20 protein-coding genes and 1 other annotated feature are annotated in these 17861 nt (G+C 38.1%); of the genes, 6 read left to right on the plus strand and 14 right to left on the minus strand.

Features of this window, described 5'->3' with window-relative positions; all coding sequences use genetic code 11:
• Positions 1-42: 42 nt before the first annotated feature.
• The 6 genes from L8T27_RS10745 to L8T27_RS10770 form a co-directional block, all read right to left on the minus strand.
• On the minus strand, positions 43-942 hold the full coding sequence (locus L8T27_RS10745) for an AEC family transporter (RefSeq protein WP_237941514.1): 900 nt from the start codon (positions 940-942) through the stop codon (positions 43-45).
• Positions 943-976: 34 nt separating this feature from the next.
• The gene (locus L8T27_RS10750) at positions 977-2224 is read right to left on the minus strand and encodes a glutamate-5-semialdehyde dehydrogenase (RefSeq protein WP_237941515.1); all 1248 of its coding nucleotides are present in this window, start codon (positions 2222-2224) and stop codon (positions 977-979) included.
• 14 nt (positions 2225-2238) lie between these two features.
• On the minus strand, positions 2239-3327 hold the full coding sequence (proB, locus tag L8T27_RS10755; RefSeq protein WP_237941516.1) for a glutamate 5-kinase: 1089 nt from the start codon (positions 3325-3327) through the stop codon (positions 2239-2241).
• Positions 3328-3398: 71 nt separating this feature from the next.
• Positions 3399-3615 (minus strand) — a binding site (T-box leader).
• A gap of 57 nt (positions 3616-3672) precedes the next feature.
• A complete protein-coding gene (locus L8T27_RS10760) occupies positions 3673-4449 on the minus strand; it encodes a Cof-type HAD-IIB family hydrolase (protein ID WP_245399869.1) in 777 nt (258 codons plus the stop codon).
• A gap of 154 nt (positions 4450-4603) precedes the next feature.
• Positions 4604-5584, minus strand: coding sequence for a DMT family transporter (locus L8T27_RS10765; RefSeq protein WP_233313680.1), 981 nt, complete (start codon positions 5582-5584; stop codon positions 4604-4606).
• A 117-nt stretch (positions 5585-5701) separates the two neighbouring features.
• Positions 5702-7414, minus strand: coding sequence for an ABC transporter ATP-binding protein (locus tag L8T27_RS10770; RefSeq protein WP_233314744.1), 1713 nt, complete (start codon positions 7412-7414; stop codon positions 5702-5704).
• A gap of 274 nt (positions 7415-7688) precedes the next feature.
• On the opposite strand from L8T27_RS10770, the gene L8T27_RS10775 reads away from it, so the two are divergent.
• On the plus strand, positions 7689-8600 hold the full coding sequence (locus L8T27_RS10775; protein ID WP_233313679.1) for a LysR family transcriptional regulator: 912 nt from the start codon (positions 7689-7691) through the stop codon (positions 8598-8600).
• 44 nt (positions 8601-8644) lie between these two features.
• Here the strand turns inward: L8T27_RS10775 and L8T27_RS10780 are convergent, their stop codons facing one another.
• On the minus strand, positions 8645-9241 hold the full coding sequence (locus L8T27_RS10780) for a DJ-1/PfpI family protein (protein ID WP_237941517.1): 597 nt from the start codon (positions 9239-9241) through the stop codon (positions 8645-8647).
• 19 nt (positions 9242-9260) lie between these two features.
• A complete protein-coding gene (locus tag L8T27_RS10785) occupies positions 9261-9770 on the minus strand; it encodes a GNAT family N-acetyltransferase (RefSeq protein WP_237941518.1) in 510 nt (169 codons plus the stop codon).
• A 173-nt stretch (positions 9771-9943) separates the two neighbouring features.
• On the opposite strand from L8T27_RS10785, the gene L8T27_RS10790 reads away from it, so the two are divergent.
• Positions 9944-10249 (plus strand): antibiotic biosynthesis monooxygenase family protein, encoded by a 306-nt coding sequence (locus L8T27_RS10790; RefSeq protein ID WP_233313676.1) that lies wholly within the window; start codon positions 9944-9946, stop codon positions 10247-10249.
• A gap of 52 nt (positions 10250-10301) precedes the next feature.
• Here L8T27_RS10790 and L8T27_RS10795 read toward each other — a convergent pair whose 3' ends face one another.
• Genes L8T27_RS10795 through L8T27_RS10805 form a run of 3 tightly spaced genes read right to left on the minus strand, consistent with a single transcriptional unit; the run spans position 10302 to position 12533 of the window.
• Complete coding sequence (locus L8T27_RS10795) at positions 10302-11561, minus strand: FtsW/RodA/SpoVE family cell cycle protein (protein WP_237941519.1); 1260 nt, start codon at positions 11559-11561, stop codon at positions 10302-10304.
• 4 nt (positions 11562-11565) lie between these two features.
• The gene (locus L8T27_RS10800) at positions 11566-11973 is read right to left on the minus strand and encodes a PadR family transcriptional regulator (RefSeq protein WP_237941520.1); all 408 of its coding nucleotides are present in this window, start codon (positions 11971-11973) and stop codon (positions 11566-11568) included.
• A 2-nt stretch (positions 11974-11975) separates the two neighbouring features.
• Positions 11976-12533 (minus strand): sigma-70 family RNA polymerase sigma factor, encoded by a 558-nt coding sequence (locus L8T27_RS10805; protein ID WP_396953799.1) that lies wholly within the window; start codon positions 12531-12533, stop codon positions 11976-11978.
• Positions 12534-12716: 183 nt separating this feature from the next.
• Here L8T27_RS10805 and L8T27_RS10810 point away from each other — a divergent pair, with 183 nt between their 5' ends.
• Positions 12717-12971, plus strand: coding sequence for a type B 50S ribosomal protein L31 (locus L8T27_RS10810; protein ID WP_233313675.1), 255 nt, complete (start codon positions 12717-12719; stop codon positions 12969-12971).
• 94 nt (positions 12972-13065) lie between these two features.
• Positions 13066-13425 (plus strand): hypothetical protein, encoded by a 360-nt coding sequence (locus L8T27_RS10815; protein WP_233313674.1) that lies wholly within the window; start codon positions 13066-13068, stop codon positions 13423-13425.
• Between the two features lie 53 nt (positions 13426-13478).
• Here the strand turns inward: L8T27_RS10815 and L8T27_RS10820 are convergent, their stop codons facing one another.
• From L8T27_RS10820 to L8T27_RS10830, 3 genes are all read right to left on the minus strand, one after another.
• Positions 13479-14810: a metal-dependent hydrolase family protein gene (locus L8T27_RS10820; protein WP_237941522.1), complete on the minus strand. Its 1332-nt coding sequence runs from the start codon at positions 14808-14810 to the stop codon at positions 13479-13481.
• 101 nt (positions 14811-14911) lie between these two features.
• On the minus strand, positions 14912-15529 hold the full coding sequence (locus tag L8T27_RS10825) for a TetR/AcrR family transcriptional regulator (RefSeq protein WP_237941523.1): 618 nt from the start codon (positions 15527-15529) through the stop codon (positions 14912-14914).
• Positions 15530-15612: 83 nt separating this feature from the next.
• Complete coding sequence (locus tag L8T27_RS10830) at positions 15613-16053, minus strand: Lrp/AsnC family transcriptional regulator (protein WP_237941524.1); 441 nt, start codon at positions 16051-16053, stop codon at positions 15613-15615.
• A 167-nt stretch (positions 16054-16220) separates the two neighbouring features.
• Between L8T27_RS10830 and L8T27_RS10835 the strand changes: the two genes are divergently transcribed.
• On the plus strand, positions 16221-16985 hold the full coding sequence (locus L8T27_RS10835; RefSeq protein WP_233313670.1) for an SDR family oxidoreductase: 765 nt from the start codon (positions 16221-16223) through the stop codon (positions 16983-16985).
• Positions 16986-17125: 140 nt separating this feature from the next.
• Positions 17126-17839, plus strand: coding sequence for a DUF554 domain-containing protein (locus L8T27_RS10840; RefSeq protein WP_233313669.1), 714 nt, complete (start codon positions 17126-17128; stop codon positions 17837-17839).
• The last annotated feature ends 22 nt before the right edge of the window (positions 17840-17861 follow it).

Below are 17861 nucleotides of genomic sequence, written 5' to 3' on the forward strand. Positions count from 1 at the left end.
GAAATAAATATTCAATCAAGGTTTTGTTCATCTATAAAACTACTAAACAATAAACAACACAATCGGCAGTGTGACAATACTAGCTAATGTACTAAACAGCGTTGCTGTTGACACAAAATCCGGTTCTGTTCCATATTGGAGAGCATACATCGTTGTATTGGCGGCTGACGGCATTGCAGCTAATACAATCATCACTTGTTTAAGCATATCATCAACTGGGAGTACTAATGTCATGCCCCATGCAATCAATGGTGATACGATAAGCCTTAAGATTAAGGCAAAGGATAATGGCTTGACTTGGATTTTTTTGACGGATATTTTTGCTAGTGTCATCCCTAAAACGAGCATGACTGTTGGGATAGCTGCATCTCCTACCATCTTAATGGCATCAAGCATGGTTGCAGATAGTGGGATATTTAGAAAATGAAAAATCACACCGAGGAGTGCGCCATACATAATCGGCACTTTCAGGACTTTCTTCCATGTATCATTTGCGCCTTCATTGTCTGCTGATCCTTTTGCGGCATAATAAACGCCGATTGTTGCCATAATCAGCTGCTGAATTACCATCAGGATAACGGCGTAATGAAGGGCTGGCTCTCCAAATGCGAACAAGACAAGTGGAGTGCCATAGTTTCCATTATTCATGAAGGCAGATGACAGTATCATCCCGCATGTTTTTTTAACGTCATACCCTCTTAGCTTTGCGACAATATAAATGATGCCAATGATGCCGAATACGAGTGCTAATGCGTAAATGGCCATCATAAGATAGTCTAAATTAAAGGTTGTTTCGTAAAAAACGCTAAATGACAATAACGGTGTCATTAAGTAGACCGTCATTGTTGTAATCGACTTTGTATTTATATGAAGAATTTTTTCACCGACAAAGCCGACAGCAAAAATAAAAAATATTGGCAACAGGACTGTTACAAACTGCATTGGTATTCGCTTCCTATCTTATGAAATAAACGTATTAGTTTCTGATTTGGCCGTTTCCATATATATAGTATTTCGACGAGGTCAAAGCTTTTAGTCCCATTGGTCCTCTTGCATGGAGCTTTTGTGTGCTAATGCCGATTTCTGCACCATATCCAAATTCAAATCCGTCTGTAAAGCGTGTGCTTGCATTATGATAAACAGCAGCTGCATCTACACTGGATAAGAAAACTTCTGCATTTTCACTCTTTTCGGTCAGAATTGCCTCCGAGTGCCTCGTGCCATACTTATTGATATGTGTGATTGCTTCTGTTACATCATCAACAATTTTCACACTGATTTTCAAGGCGGAATATTCCGTATACCAATCCTCTTCCGTTGCTAAAATGGCATCAGCCCAGTCATTTGTAACCGTACTGTCTCCGTAGATTTCCACACCATGGTCTACTAATGTTTGCAGCAATTCTTGGCCGTATTGCTTATACCAGTTTTGGTGAATTAAGATTGTTTCCAAAGCATTGCAAACAGATGGACGCTGTGTTTTGCCGTTAAGACTGATGGAAAGTGCCATTTGTTTATCAGCGCTATCGTCGATAAATAAATGACAGTTTCCAGCGCCTGTCTCAATGACAGGTACAGATGCCTCTTTAACTACTGTATCAATCAGGTTTTTCCCGCCTCTTGGAATAAGAACATCCAAGTATTCTGTTAAATGGAACAGTTCTTTTGCTGTTTCTCTGCTAGTATCTTCAATAAGCAGGACTGCATTTTCAGGAAGAGCTGACTTCTTTAACGCATCATGAATAGAACGCACTAAAGCAATATTGGAGCTCGCTGCAGAAGAACTTCCTCTAAGCAGGATGGCATTGCCTGTCTTAATTGACAGTGTTGCTGCATCTACGGTCACATTGGGTCTTGCTTCATAAATCATGCCCATCACACCGATTGGCACTGTTTTTTTGTGGATCAGCAAGCCATTTTCTTTTTGGATTTCTTCCAGTGTTGCCCCAATTGGATCTTCAAGTTCAATGAGCTGTCTTATCGCCAGCGCCATGTCTTCTATCCTTTTTCCATTAAGCATAATTCTGTCCAAAACAGATGCTGACAATCCTGCCTTTTCTCCGTTGATTAAGTCTGTTTTGTTTTGCTCAATAATATAGGCTTGATCTGCCAAAAGCTGATCTGCAATAAGCGCAAGCGCCTCATTTTTATCCTTTGTCGTAAATTTCCACAGCTCCCTGCTTGCCTGCTGCGCTAATTTTCCTTTTGTTTGCACTTCTCCCATTCGTACGACCCCCTTTAGATTTTCACCCAGCTATTGCGGTGGATAACTTCTTGCAGCTGTCCCTCTTGTTTAGGTAGATTTCCTGCCAGTATTTCATGGAGTTCTTGTGAGCCGTAAAGAACTTCCCCTTTACCGATCAATCCTGATGTGCCAATCACTTCGACAACATCACCTTTTTCGAATAATCCTTCAATTTCATAAATGCCTGCCGGAAGCAAGCTGCTTCCCTTTTGCAGCAAAGCTAGTTCTGCCCCTTCATCCACATATACTTTTCCTTCTACTTTGGAATGGAGGGCAATCCATTGTCTATTGCTGGTAATGGCACTTAATCCTTCCGAACCAATATAGGTCCCATCTCCGTTGCCTTCAAGGATGGTTAAAAGCTTATCTTCTCCGCTCCCGCTGCCGATGAACACTTGTACGCCTAGACTAAGAGCTGTCTCTGCAGCAATCAGCTTCGATTTCATCCCGCCAGTTCCTACTTTTGAGCCGCTGCCTTTCGCTCCTTCTAAAAATTCTGGTGTTACTTTTTCAATATAATCAAGACGTTTAGCATTTGGATTGTCTTTCGGATTGCTGTCGTAGAGCCCATTAATATCTGTCAAAATTATCAGCTGTTCTGCGTGGATTAACCCGCTTACAAGTGCTGAGAGCATATCATTGTCACCGAATGTAAGCTCTTCAACTGACACTGTATCATTTTCATTGATAATCGGCAGGATACCTCTTTCCAAAAGCTCTGACAAGGTGGAGTAAGCATTGCGGTAACGCTCCTTCTTGCTGAAATCATTTCTTGTCAGCAAGATTTGAGCAGGTACGATTCCGTATTCTTTTAAGCTCTCTGTGTAGTGCTGAATCAGCAGACCTTGACCGACTGCAGCAGCAGCTTGTTTTCCTTTTAGCGTCACTGGACGCGACGGGTATCCTAGCTGCTTGAATCCAGCTGCAACTGCACCAGAGGAAACAAGTATTACTTCCTTGCCTACTTTTTTTAACGCTGCAATACTTGCGATATGATCCTTTAGTTTAAGCTGATCAATTTCTCCCTTTGAGTTGGTGAGCGAACTGCTGCCGATTTTCACCACTATTCTTTTTCTGTCCAAAACGATTACCTCCAACATCCCGTATCATTTATCTGTTTGACTGTAATAAAAAAAAGCCCTTTTCATCCTATAAAAAGGACGAAAAGGGCTTTTCCGTGGTACCACCTTAATTGGACAAAAGACAATGCTCTTATCCCACTTTGTCTGATAACGCCAGATAACACGCCTAGTTTTCTAGGACTCGAAAGGCAGGTTCTGCGGCATGTCGTCATGGAGCCTTTCAGCTTATAAGCTCCACTCTCTTTTACGAATGGTTATCGCATACTATTCCTTTCTCTTCGTTCGCTTCTTCTTTTTTATTTATTATAGCAGTTATTTTTTTTGTTTCAACATAATTTCTGCAGTTTATTTTTCTAATACTGGCTCTTGCTCAGCCTGTAATGCCCATTTGCGAATAGCATACGCCACGCCATTTTCGTCATTTGTTTTTGTTGTAGCATTAGCCGTTTCTTTCACGATATCTTGTGCATTGCCCATCGCCACACCAATGCCTGCCTCTTTAATCATGCTGATGTCGTTCAAGCTGTCTCCGACTGCCATCACTTCATCCATTGTAATGTCAAGTCGTTCACAAACCGTTTTTAGCCCTTTGGCCTTGTTGATGCCTAAAGCGTTCACTTCAATATTAACAAGCGATGAATTGCTTATTTCAAAAATATTTCTTGCCTGCAGTTCTTTCAACACTTCATTTCTAATGGCATCATCGTCAATATGGTAGCCGAACTTCAGCCATTCGATTGCGTCAATATCCTCAGGCATTTCGTTATTCCAAAGCTTGCCGCAGCTGATGGCCCAAGTTTTCGCACCATGTTTTTGCGCAAGCTCCCAAAGCCAGCGCATTTGCTCTGCTTCAACTAAATTCCGTTCAATTAAATTGCCTTGCCAATCCCATATTTCACTGCCGTTTACTGTAACTAAATATGTTTTAAGAAACAGACTTTCCGCATGATCTTTGCATGTTGCGATTGATCTGCCTGTGCTTAAGACAACATGAATGCCGGCATCTTGTGCCTCTTTGATTGCTTTGCGGTTTTCCTCAGGTATTTCGCCGTTGCTGTTCAATAATGTGCCGTCCATATCAAGGGCGATCAGCTTTATTGCTTTGTTTTGTTCATTGGTCATTTTTGTTGGTCCTCCAAATCTAGTTTCTTAGAAGTGATAGCCAAAATCATGACTGTCATTCATTACGATCATTGTTGTTACCATTCCATACAATAGTATACATATACCTGCCTAATAAGTAAAAAAATTTCAATAATTAACAAAACTTTAATAATCAATTGAAATGATGCGCTTCTTTAGCTAATTTTAGTTTTTTAATATTGCGGGAAAATATACTATGCAATACCATGCCAATAATCACAATTCCAATTCCAAGCAGGGAAACTGGACTCGGCAAACCTGCAGAAAGAAACACCATTTCTCCAATTAATGCAAATAGCACTTCAAATGACTGTGTTGCTTCAACAGCACCAAGCTTCTGCATATTATCCTTTGCTAAATCTGTAGCTGCAAAAAAGAGAATCGTCGCAACAACACCAGAAAATAAAGCTACAATTCCGGATTGGTATACTTGCATAACAGACGGTAAACCTGCAGTCATCCATCCATAAACAGACAGAATAAGCCAAAACGGCAGGCTAGCAATCGTCATGCCAAGCACTCGCTGAAAAACATCAAAGCGGCCACCTGCAACCTCCATCATTTTCCGATTGCCAAGGGGGTATGCAAAGGATGCAATGAGTATTGGTATGAGACAAAGCAGTGCTTGGGACAGGGATAAGCTCCTTGCAAACTCAACCTGCATAAATACGATTCCAACAATTATTAAAAGGGAAAAGCCTAAGCTTTTAATGGGGATTTTTCTTCTTGCATGGACAATAGTTCCGTCACTTGCGGCTATTTGCTCCATAAACAACGGTGCAAGCAGTGTTCCTGAAATAATCGTCAGCTGCCATGTTCCTGCAATTAACCAGCCTGGCCCATAGGCGGATGCAAAACAAATAAACGAATAGAAAATCCCAAATCCGACAGAACTCCACAATATCCATTTGAGAGCATTATTACGAAGCTCCAGCAAAATCGGCTTTAAATTCCCTCTAATTAATACAATAATCACTAAAAAGGGAACCATAAAAAAGTAGCGCAGGGATGCACTCCATACCCAGCTTCCCCCATTCATCTCCATCGCTTTATTCAAAACAAACGTAAAAGCAAAAAAGAAGGCAGACGCAATGCCTAACATTATCGGTCGCATAAAACAGGCACCTCCATAAAAAATTACTTATAACCAATATATCGCATATTAAATACTAACTTCAATTGCTATTTTTGCAAAAAAAAGAAGATGCCTTCTAAAAAGGCATCTAAAAAGTTAACGCTGGTATTGAACACGATGAAGATTAGCGAAAATACCGCCTTTTTCAATCAGTTCATCATGTCCTCCTTCCTCTTCAATCCCGTTTTCGGTAACAACAACAATGCGGTCAGCATTGCGGATTGTTGCGAGTCTGTGGGCAATCACTAATGTTGTACGGTTTTTCGCAAGTTCATTTAATGATGCTTGAATAATTTGCTCTGTTTCTGTATCAAGGGCAGAGGTGGCTTCATCGAGAATAAGTATTGGCGGATTTTTCAAGAACATTCTCGCAATCGCCAGCCTTTGCTTTTGTCCTCCCGACAGCTTCAAGCCCCGCTCTCCTATTTGTGTGTCATAGCCGTCTGGAAGCTTGCGGATTAAATCTTCCAAGTGAGCTCTTTTTACTGCTTCATGTATTTCTTCGTCTGTTGCATCTAGTTTTCCGTATGCGATATTTTCTTTTAATGTACCTGTGAACAGGAACACATCCTGCTGAACGATCCCAATTTGAGAACGCAAGGAATGCTTTGTCATATCACGGATATCCATGCCGTCAATTTTAATGGCTCCGCCGTTCACATCATAAAACCTTGGCACTAATGAACAAATTGTCGTTTTCCCTGCACCGGACGGACCAACAAATGCAACTGTTTCGCCCGCTTTAATGTTCAGACTGATTTGGTCTAAAACAGTTCTGTTATCATAGCCGAATGTCACATTATTAAATTGAATGTCCCCACGCAATGCAGGCACTTCCACTGCATCTTTGCGGTCTTGAATTTCAGGCTCTGAATCAAGCAGATCCAAGAAACGTCTAAATCCAGCCATACCTTTCGGATACAGCTCCAGCAATGCACTGATTTTATCTATTGGCTTTTGCAAAATGTTAACATACAGAATAAATGCAACTAGCTCACCGTTTGTCAGCTGGCCATTAAATGTCAGCCATGCTCCATAAACCAATACTACTAACGTGAAAAAGCGCATTAGCATGTAAACAGAAGATGAAGTTAAAGACATTACTTTGTATGCAACGATTTTCGCTTTTCTGAAACGTTTATTATTAACAGAAAAACGCTCCATTTCATAGTCTTCGTTCGTGAAGGATTGGACAACACGCACACCAGATACACTGTCTTCAACGCGGGCATTAACATCGGCAATATCGCCGTACATATGCCTCCATGCTTTATTCATGCTCTTATTGCAGTATGTGATCAGCCAGACGAGCACAGGCACGATGAAAATGACGATTAACGCAAGCTTCACATTAATGGTCAGCATAATCCAGAAGGCGCCGACAAATGTCATGATTGCTATAAACAAATCTTCAGGACCATGGTGGGCAAGCTCGCCGATATCAAACAAGTCATTTGTAATTCGGCTCATAACATGACCTGTTTTTGTATTGTCAAAGAATTTAAAGCTTTGCTTTTGGACATGATTGAACAGCTGTGCACGCATATCTGTTTCAATATTAATTCCAAGCTTATGTCCCCAGTAGTTAACAATATATTGCAAATAAGTGCTTATTAAATATAATGCCAGCAAGCCGCAGCTTACAGAGACGATGGTACTCCAATTTCCCTCAGGAAGGAGCTTATCGATAAACCAAGTAACAGCCATTGGGAAGGCAAGTTCCAAAATTGCCACAATGACAGCGCTCGAGAAATCAAGAATGAATAATTTCTTATGCGGTAAATAATAAGTGAAAAAACGCTTTATCATCATATGCTCCTTTTATATAATTTTAACAGTTCTATTTGAGAATCATTATTGATTATAGATGTTTACTCCTATTTATTCAAGGAAAATATTTTCATTATCGAAATAGTCACAATTTATTTTCAAAAAGCTGGAATCGGTATAAAAATAGTAAATTTTCAGTATTTTTTGAATTGTTAAAGGATTTATCATTTATTTAAGCGAACTAAGTATATACTAAAAAAATGAAGATGCGAAACGAAGACTTCAAATCTGGCAGAAGGAGAGTGTGAAAGGATTGGATTATCATTTATTGACATTTGTCACAGTTGCTGAAAAGAAGAACTTTACTCGAGCTGCCGAAGAGCTCCATATTACACAATCTGCTGTAACGCTTTCCATAAAAGCTTTGGAAAAGAAGTATGAAGTGAAATTCTTCGATCGTACGAACAAATACGTTCGGCTTACTCGTGCTGGTGAAATATTGTATTATCATGCCAAGCGTATCCTAAAAGAGTATGAACAGGCGGAAGGTCTTATTGATGACATAACGAAGGTTGTGAGCGGTCCTCTCTTAATTGGGTCTAGTTATACATTCGGTGAGTATTTACTGCCCAGATATATTTCTGATTTTATGAAAGTACACCAATTAATTGAACCGAAAGTCTCCATCAGCAATTCTAGCAGCATCATGAAGCAAGTTCTTGATGGCAGTCTTGATATTGGCATAATTGATGGGGAAGTCAAAAGTCACCCTCACCTGCATATCACTCCCTTTGAACAGGATGAACTGGTAATTATCGTAGGCACTGATCATCCTTTAGCAAGCTTTCGCACGATTGATCTGGAAAGCCTGTACGGTGAAACATGGATCTTACGGGAAGAAGGTTCCGGAACGAGAGAGGTTATTGACAAACTGTTTGAAAAGCATGCCTTTTCTCCCCTTATTTTGAGATCGTTTGGCAGCACGCAAATTATTAAAGAGTCTGTTGAAGCAGGGATTGGCATTTCGATTGTTTCTAAGTTTTCGATTCAAAAAGAACTTCATATGAAAACAATCCATTCCATCCGGCTTAAAAATGAACAGATTAACCGAAACTTCTCCTATGTCATCCCAAAAACAGATATCCACACTCGCTCTGTTGAATTGTTTACCCAATTCTTAAAATCCAAAAATGGGTTCTCACTTGAAGCAATTTCTTATAAATAACAAGGGAAAAGAAGGCTTCTGCAGTAGAAGCCTTCTTTTTTAGCTTATTCTGGCAAATCATACTCCATTCTTTTTGCTGTTATGGCTTTTTCATCTGCTCCTACTAATCTTTCTACAAGATGGAATGCCATCGTTATCCCTGCAGAAATGCCGCCTGAAGAGACAATTCTGCCTTCATCAACAAATTTAACGCCTCTAACCACTTCCACTTTGGGGAAGGTTTCTGCGAAATTATCATAGGAAGCCCAATGTGTCGTCGCCTTTTTCCCATCCAAAAGCCCTGCTTTTGCAAGCAGCAAGGCACCTGTACAAACAGAAGCCACAAGCTCTGCCGTTTTATTTTGCTGTTTTATCCATTCCATCAATTTCTCATTATGTATTTCTGTCAGCCTTGCTCCCGGTCCGCCAGGGATGATGATTATATCAAATGCTGGGGCATTTTCGAAGGAATAGCTAGGCAACACTTGCAATCCGTTCCTCGCAGCAATCAGCTCTCCTGTTTCTGAAACTGTTTCTACCTTAAATGGTTTCCTATCATCACGATCCTTAAAGGAGGCTACTGACAGCACTTCAAAAGGTCCTGCAAAATCAAGCACTTCCACATCATCAAATAACAGTATTCCTACACTTCTTGTTTTCATCCCTGCAACTCCTTTTCTCTCAACTACTCGAAAGATAGAAAATCATATGCTGTTCATCAAAGTATTGTCCATCCACCTTTAATGCGTTCTTTTCCAATCCAAAAACAGTGAAGCCGAATGATTCGTATAAGGCAATTGCACCTGCATTTGTAGAAACGACAGCCAGCAGCAATTGCTCAATTTCATACCTTTTTGCTAGAGTAATTACCTCTGTCAAAAGCCGTTTGCCAATCCCCTTGTTCCGAAAATCATCTTCTATAAAAAATGACAGCACACTTGCCTTATGCTTAATTTTTTTATAGGTTTCCTTTTGAAGGGTGATGCTGCCAACAAGTCGTTCATCCATAAATGCACCTATAGTAACCCTTGTTGGGTCCTTTAAGAGAGCTGTAATCCTCTTAATGGGATAGAGGCGTTTTTGTTCTTCTTCCACGGTTAATAAAAAGGCATCTGGATGCTGCTTTAATGTTGTTAACCGCAAATTCCAGTAATCTTTTGCGTCCTTTGGTTTAAGCACCCTTACCTGCAAAACGAATCCCCCCTTTCTTATGTTGTCATATGATTTTTGTTCAGGAAAAAATTTTTGCTAGGTTTCTAACTTAATAATTCCATATTTCTTATATGCTTTCCTTCTATACGATGAATTTTCTGATAAATTTATGGTACGATAGTAAAAAATTAATTTCAGAGGAGTTTTGCTTCATGTTTATTGTTCAGTCAACCTTTCCAGTCCCAGATGAAAAGGCGCTTGAAGTCATTGAAATCTATAAAAACCGTTCCCGATTAGTAGACAAAAACCATGGATTTATCCGCTTCCTTCTGCTCCAAAATGAAAAAAACAAAGGAGAAATTACCGTACATATGGAATGGGAAACGAAGGAGGATTACTTAAAATGGGTCAGGAGCACAGAGTTTAAGGATATTCACGAGCTTGAGAAAAAATACCCAGATAAGGAATTAGCCTCGGTTATTCCTACTGTTAAACAATTTGCAGTCGTTGCTGAATAAACTTCTGCATTAGAACACAAAAAACCGGCTGACATAATGGCAGCCGGTTTTTTTAACTAGTTAAGACTAGATTCTTCCTGCGATATACGCTTAATACGATTCCAATTAATAGAGAATTTAAAACGGTTGGTGTTAATCCATAGCTAATAAAGGGCAGTGACATGTAAATAACCGGGACTAATCCTAATATCATGCCAATATTATAGATAAATTGTACAGATAGCAAGGAACATACACCCAAAATTAACAGTTTGCCAAATTTATCTTTTATTTGGGTAGACAGAACAATCATTCTCCACACCAACAGCAATATTATCACAAATACAAGACTAGAAACGATCCAGCCATAATAATAGGTGATATTGGCTAAAACCAAGTCTGTGGACATTTCAACTTGATTAAACTGTGCACTTGAATTTCCAAACCAGCCACCTGATGAACGGATATCTTTTAGCAATAAGTATATATAGCCTTCATTCTCTGCGTAGTTCTCAGGGTGTAAAAATGACAGTATTCGTCTTTTTAGGTCAGCACCAGCGCTAACAAAAAATATAATGATAAAGGTAAGCAGTAGACCTAAAGAAACACCAATGGATGGATATAATGTTTTGTTATTAACTGAACTAGCAACTATTAAAGTAAGCACCAACAAGGAATATAGAAAGATATCTGTTAAGTTAGCCAGTCCTACGAATAATAAAAATGACAGCAAATAAATACTTATTACAACCATTCTCTTCGGTTTATCTTTAGATAGATAGATTGCCCAAAACACTAAGAATACAGGCAAAAGACTTGCACCGCTTATTGTAAAAGACAGGAAGCGGATAACGAAAAGTCCGTTAACCGTCGTACTTGGGAAAAAGTTTAAAGCGAGCAGTAACACGAAACCTGTAATAAGAATCAGCCACCCAAAATTCTTTATCTTGCGGTAATCAAACAGCATTACCGAAAGCGCAATGAAAATTCCTAATATAATAAACATTATTTGATTGCTAACTACTGAAAAATCAGCTTGTATATGAAGTAACGGTAGGATTCCTATTAGAATAATAGTGGTAAATAAACAAAATAGTTTCCAATCAAATAAAGGTCGATAAAGCTTATTAAAGTATGAACCAAGTTCAATCGGGCTGCCCATCTGCTTGATAGCTTGTTGTTCCGCTTCTTTTTCAGTTGCCCCCTTTCCTATTAATTCTGATTGGGACATTTTCAAATGATAACTCAGCTCTTTGCGGACAGCTTCTTTCGCATCTTTTGATTTTATATATTGCATTACTTCTAATAAAAAAGATTCCTTAAGATTAGTCATCTTATTACCACTCCAATATTTCTTTTAAGCAGTAAGCTTTACTACTTTCTTTTTCGAGGTTTTTTAGCAGCTTTAAGCCTTTTGTGTTAAGTTGATAATATTTAACATCAGGTTCATTCCAATAAGTACGCAAGTAACCTTTATGCTCAAATTTATGTAAAAACATGTAGAGATAGCCCTCTTCTGTTTCAAACTTTCCCATTCCTCTTGCACGGAGAAGTCTGCTTAATGCAAAACCAGTTCGTTTTTCTTTTAATAATTGAAATATTGCTAAAATGACCTCTTCTTCTGAATTGGTTGAAAGCTGATTTACTTTTCGTCTAATACTTCCTTTATGCTGTTCTGTAAACTGAATATCTCGTAACACTGTTTTTTTCATCGCATTTCTTAAATTCTTTAATCGATCATCCATTTTCATCCCTCCAAGCTTATCTTTAACAGTTCTTTAGCTCGTTTTAACCTTGTCTTAATCGTATTTTGATTCACATCTATGAGGCCAGAGATTTCTTTAATCGATAATTCCTCAAAATAATATAAATAAATTACTTCCCTATATTTGTCCGGCAAATGAAACACTGCTTTAACTAACTCTTGATCTTCATCTTTCTGGATAACTTGGTTTTCCACCTCTTTCTCAGCGCTTGGAATATGCCGTACTTCTTCTTCTGAAAAAACAATATGCTTATGATGCCAACTCCTTAAATAATCTTTACAATGATTAATAGCAATTCTCCAAATCCATGATTTTAAGGAGGATCTTTTTTGATATTGATCTAACTTTTGATAACATTTCACAAATATTTCTTGCGTTAAATCTTCTGCAATCTCCCTCCTGCCTACATATGAATAGGCAAGATGCAATAATGACTGGCCATATTCATCCATAAGTTGATTCAATAGCTTTTCTCTATTTTGGATACTCAAATCTCCATTGATACTTTCTTCCAATGCACACTGCTCCCTTCCACCCATTAGACGATTCTCACTTAAAGGAAGTTTTTGTTTAGTATAAAAAAATGCGATACTCTAAAAAAACTATGTTACCAATGGTTTGGTCGATTTAATTCATGGTATAGGATATATAATGCACATCACTTGCAAAACGTAATGATTTCGATTATCATGAGTAAGTAGTAAAAAATATGAGGTGATAATATGAAAGCAAATATACATCCAAATTATGAAAAAGTCGTATTTATGGATACGAACAGCGGCTTCAAATTTCTGACAGGTTCGACGAAAAAATCCAATGAGACTATTAAATGGGAGGATGGCAATACTTATCCTCTTATTAAAGTAGAGACTAGTTCAGATTCACATCCATTTTACACAGGTAAGCAGAAATTTGCAGATAAAGGCGGAAGAGTGGATCGCTTCCTGAAAAAGTACAATATGAAAGAAAACAATTAATGGAAATTGTTAATGGCTCTTTGGTAAATCGTAATAGTTACGATAATTCTTTACTACTGATTAGTATCTGCTTAAATAGCAAAGGTTGCCTATAATGAGAAATGAAAAGTGGATGGAGATACTTGAAAGGAATTTCGTCAACACACTGCCACCGTTTAAGAAAGCAGTTTACCAATATATTGTAGATAAGGAAGAGTCTTTAGCACAGAAAGCTGATTCAAAAACACAGTTTCTATCACTTCTTAAAGAGCAGCTGCCGCATCAAGAGGCAGCCGCTCACTTTAAGATGACATTAACGGAAGTAATCAGCTTAATGCACGAAACGGAAGATGAGATTAGTGAGGTTTTAGAAAGCAAAGCAAAAAAATATCAGTGGATTGACTGTACAGATGAAGTGAACGGCAATGGATTCAAGAAAACGGGCAATAGCCAATATTTTCTTTGTCTCTCTTAGAGCCCTCACTTATATTAGTAAGCTGAAACCAGAAATTTATATTTCTGGTTTTTTTATTCGTTGCTCCATACTAAATCTAGCAAATCATCCACTTCCTTCATTTTATTTACGTTTGGATTTTTTATAAGTTGACCATTTACCATTACCATCGTTATATTTGATAAAGTTTTGATATTTTCTAATGGATTATGGTCCATTACAATTAAATCTGCTCGTTTTCCCATTTCAATCGTTCCAGTTAGATGATCTATGCCGAGAATTTCTGCATTTGTTTTTGTTGCCTTTTCAATTACCTGCAGTGAATCGAGCGACGTTTTTCGCATAAGATGGTCCAGCTCGCGCCACATATCATAGTGTGTCACAAATGGCATTGCTGCATCTGTACCAATCCCCATTTTTATCCCATGTTCTACCGCCTGCCTTACACTTGCTAGCATCGAATCGTAAACAAGCCGAGAGTTTTCTTGCACTGTTTCGCTCACTTTCGTCAGACTCAAATCCAATTTTGCGCTAGGATAACCAGCCTGCAAAGTAGGAATTAACGCTGTGTAACCCTTTAAGGCTCTAGGATTACATTTATACAGACTGATAATTTCCTCATCCATCTCCGCTCCATGTTCTATCGTATCAACCCCTCCCTTTAGTGCAACTCTTACTCCTTCCGTACTTTCCACATGTGCGGCAACACGTATGCCGATTTTATGAGCTTCCTCACATATGGCGGCAACTTCGTCCTCTGTCATTTGTAACCGGCCAGCTTCCCCGACCATTTTTGCATCTGTAACACCGCCGGTGACACAGATTTTAATTAAATCCACCCCATGTTTAACATTTATTCTCACATTTCTTCTCGCCTCCCACGGAGAATCGCCGACTAAGGCTAAATAAGGTGCGCCGTGACCGCCTGTTACACTTAGGAAGTAGCCTGCTGTAAGTAGGTTCGGACCTACGAACTTGTGCGCATGAATCTCCTCCCTCAGCTCCACATCTTTATAAAAGAATTCACCTACGCTGCGCATCGTCGTTACACCAGAATGCAAGGCGGTTATGGCATTTTTTTTCATCCGTTTTTTTAAGATTCTTCTTCCTATCGATGTATCCAAAAGATGGTGAAACGCAAAATTTAAAAGCTTTTCACTTACTGACAATGTAAAAGGCTTTCCGTCTGCAAACAGATGTACATGGGCGTTGATGAGGCCAGGCATTACATAGTTCCCTGTTAAGTCTATGCTCTCATAATGACTTGGAACAACGAGATTGCTTGTCTTTTCGATTTGATGAATTCTCCCTTGTTCGTTTACTAATATGGTCATATTTGTATCTGCAAATTTTTTCCCATCACCATAGATTATATGGCAATTATGTAAGGCATATCCTGTCTTCATGAGTGCTTCCTCCCATTTTTCAAAAATGAATAGTTTATTCATTTTTAGTTTTTAAAATAGTGATTCACCTTAAACTAAGTGAATCACTTTAGTGTACAGTATTATTCATTTAAGCTTTTGAGTCCATGCAGCCTGTATATGCTAAGCACCTCAAATATCTGCTGTCTGCTTTCTATGCTCATCTCTCTCTTTAATAAGTCTAAAATCATGTTGACGAAACTATTAGCGAGAATATTCAATAAAATAAAATTATCCTCACTGTTTATTTCATATCTTTTGTACGTACTCTTAACGTACGGCATTTTAGTTTCCATCATTAAATCAATCAGCTCGTTTTTGGCATTGCTGTATTCCGTTCCTTGATTTTTTTCAAAAATAATCACAATCTGCTGATGATATTGGGTTAATAGATTAATCTGCTTTTGAAAAATATCTGTCCTTTTCTCCGTCCTCGCCTCATCAAACAATGTCTGGTTATCAAAATGAATGCTTTCAACTAACACCTTTTGCAAATAATCGACTAAGGATGGTGGAACGACCGAATAAAACAAATCGTTTTTATTTTTGAAATACGTATAAATATTTCCGACTGAAATTTGAATTTCTTCAGCGATATCGCTCATTTTTGCATTCAAAAATCCTTTGTTAAAAAACACTTTCAAGGCGGCAGCTTCGATTTGTTTTTTTACTTCCTCTTTTTTTGACTGGATAATAACCACCTCTTAATAATGAATGGTGTATTCACTATTAATTTAGTTTAATTCTTGGTTGCTGTCAAATAATTGTAACTGGATGTAGAAAATCAAAAAGAGATCTTTTCCTCAAACTCACTTTTCATAACGATTATGGGTTGTGATAATCCAAATCTCATTAAAGAATCTAAAAATGAAGCAAGAGAATCAAGTGAATCGGTCCTTACTTTTAGTAAATAGTTGGCTTCCCCACTGACACGATATAAATCTACTACTTCAGGCGCCACTTCACAGTATGTGATAAAATCAGCGCACTTGCTCGTTTTAAACATGATGAACGTTAAGATATTTTTATTAATTTTAGAAGGTTCAAACTTTGCTTTATAACCAGCTATTACCCCTTGCTCTTCAAGCTTATTAATTCTTTCTTTGACAGCTGGCTGCGTCATGGATATAACTCTGCCGATTTCAGAGACAGGTATCCTTGCGTTTTCAAATAATAAATTCATAATTTTATAATCTGTTTCATCCAGTTTTACTGTATTTTTCATGGTTAGTTCCCCTTCTTTATTTTATAAAGTAATTACGGCAATATGTCTTTAAAATCACAAGCCAAATGAGTTTTCTTTTTATAATTATATATTTAGTTTTCTGATAATTCCAATAAAATATAAGTATGCTTTAAATAATAATTCACATTAATGGGGCGTGATTATATATGAAGAATTTACAAGACAAAATAGCTTTAGTAACAGGTGCCAGCCGTGGAATTGGCCGTGCAATCGCCAAAAGGTTAGCAGATGACGGGGCCATCGTTGCTGTTCATTATGGAAGCAATCAAAAGGCTGCTGATGCTACGGTTAAGGAAATTATCGCTGCAGGCGGTGATGCTTTCTCCATTCCAGCTGATTTACAGTCTTTGCACGGAGTAAAAAAACTGCTGCAGCAATTAGATGAAAAGCTGTTAGAAAAAACTAGCTCCGTCTCATTTGATATATTAGTAAATAATGCAGGTATTGGAACGCAAGGAACCATTGAAAATACAACAGAAGAAATCTTCGATGAAATCATAGATATTAATATTAAAGCACCTTTTTTCCTCATACAGAATGCCATACCAAGACTAAGAGAAAAGGGACGCATCATTAACATTTCATCTGCAGAAGTACGGATTGGTTTAACAGGGTCGATTGCCTATGGTTTGAGTAAAGGAGCGCTTAACACGATGACACTTCCATTAGCAAAACACCTTGGTGAACGTGATATAACAGTTAATACTATTATGCCTGGGTATACAAAGACAGATATCAATTCCAAGCTGCTGGATAATCCGGAGATTAAAAAGTTCGCCACTGAATCCTCCGTATTCCACCGCTTAGGTAAAGTGGAAGATATTGCAGACGTTGTTTCATTTCTTGCTTCCTCTGACAGCCGTTGGATAACTGGCCAAATTATAGATGCTTCTGGAGGATTTAGTCTATAATTCCCCCCTACCTCTAGTTAACTGTTTGTTATATCGGTATATCTATTCCGATTAACTAGTAAAACTTCGACTTTATTTATCGGAATTTTCCTCCTATAATCTATAGAGACACAACTAAATAGATAGATAGGATGAACATAATGATTTTACTGGGAGCAATAGTTAATGGAGTAGGTATCATGATTGGTGCACTACTTGGCAGTGTCCTTCGCCGTATACCTAACAATATGAAGGACGCTGTTATGAATATAATGGGTTTGTCTATTGTCGTATTAGGAATTCAAATGGCACTTAAAACGGCGAATTTTACGATTGTGATTTTGAGCCTTTCGTTAGGTGCAATTATTGGTGAATTATTAGCGATAGAAGATAAAATAAGCAAGCTTGGACAATGGATAGAAGCAAAGGTTGGTTCTGACAAGCAGGGAAGCATCTCACAAGGCTTTGTTACAGGTACGTTAATATTTGCAATTGGAGCAATGGGGATTATTGGAGCTCTCGACAGCGGGATTCGCGGCAATCATGATGTTTTATTTACAAAATCGATTATTGATTCATTTATCGCACTTATATTGACTTCCACTTTAGGAATCGGCGTTCTTTTTTCAGCTGTTCCTGTTATTATTTATGAAGGGCTAATTGCTGTTTTTGCAACCCAGATTGATCGTGTGATTCCGCAGCAATTAATGGATCAATTTATTTTGGAAATGTCAGCTACCGGCGGGGTTATGATTATGACGATTGGCTTAAATTTAATAGGGCTGACCAAATTTAAAGTGGCAAATCTTCTGCCTGGAATTCTCGTAGTTTTATTGCTTGTTTCCATTATGTATGGTTATAATATTTATTTTTAATCGCTTTTGAAATCAAACAGGC

The organism is Niallia sp. Man26 (assembly GCF_022049065.2).
Classification (GTDB): domain Bacteria; phylum Bacillota; class Bacilli; order Bacillales; family Cytobacillaceae; genus Niallia.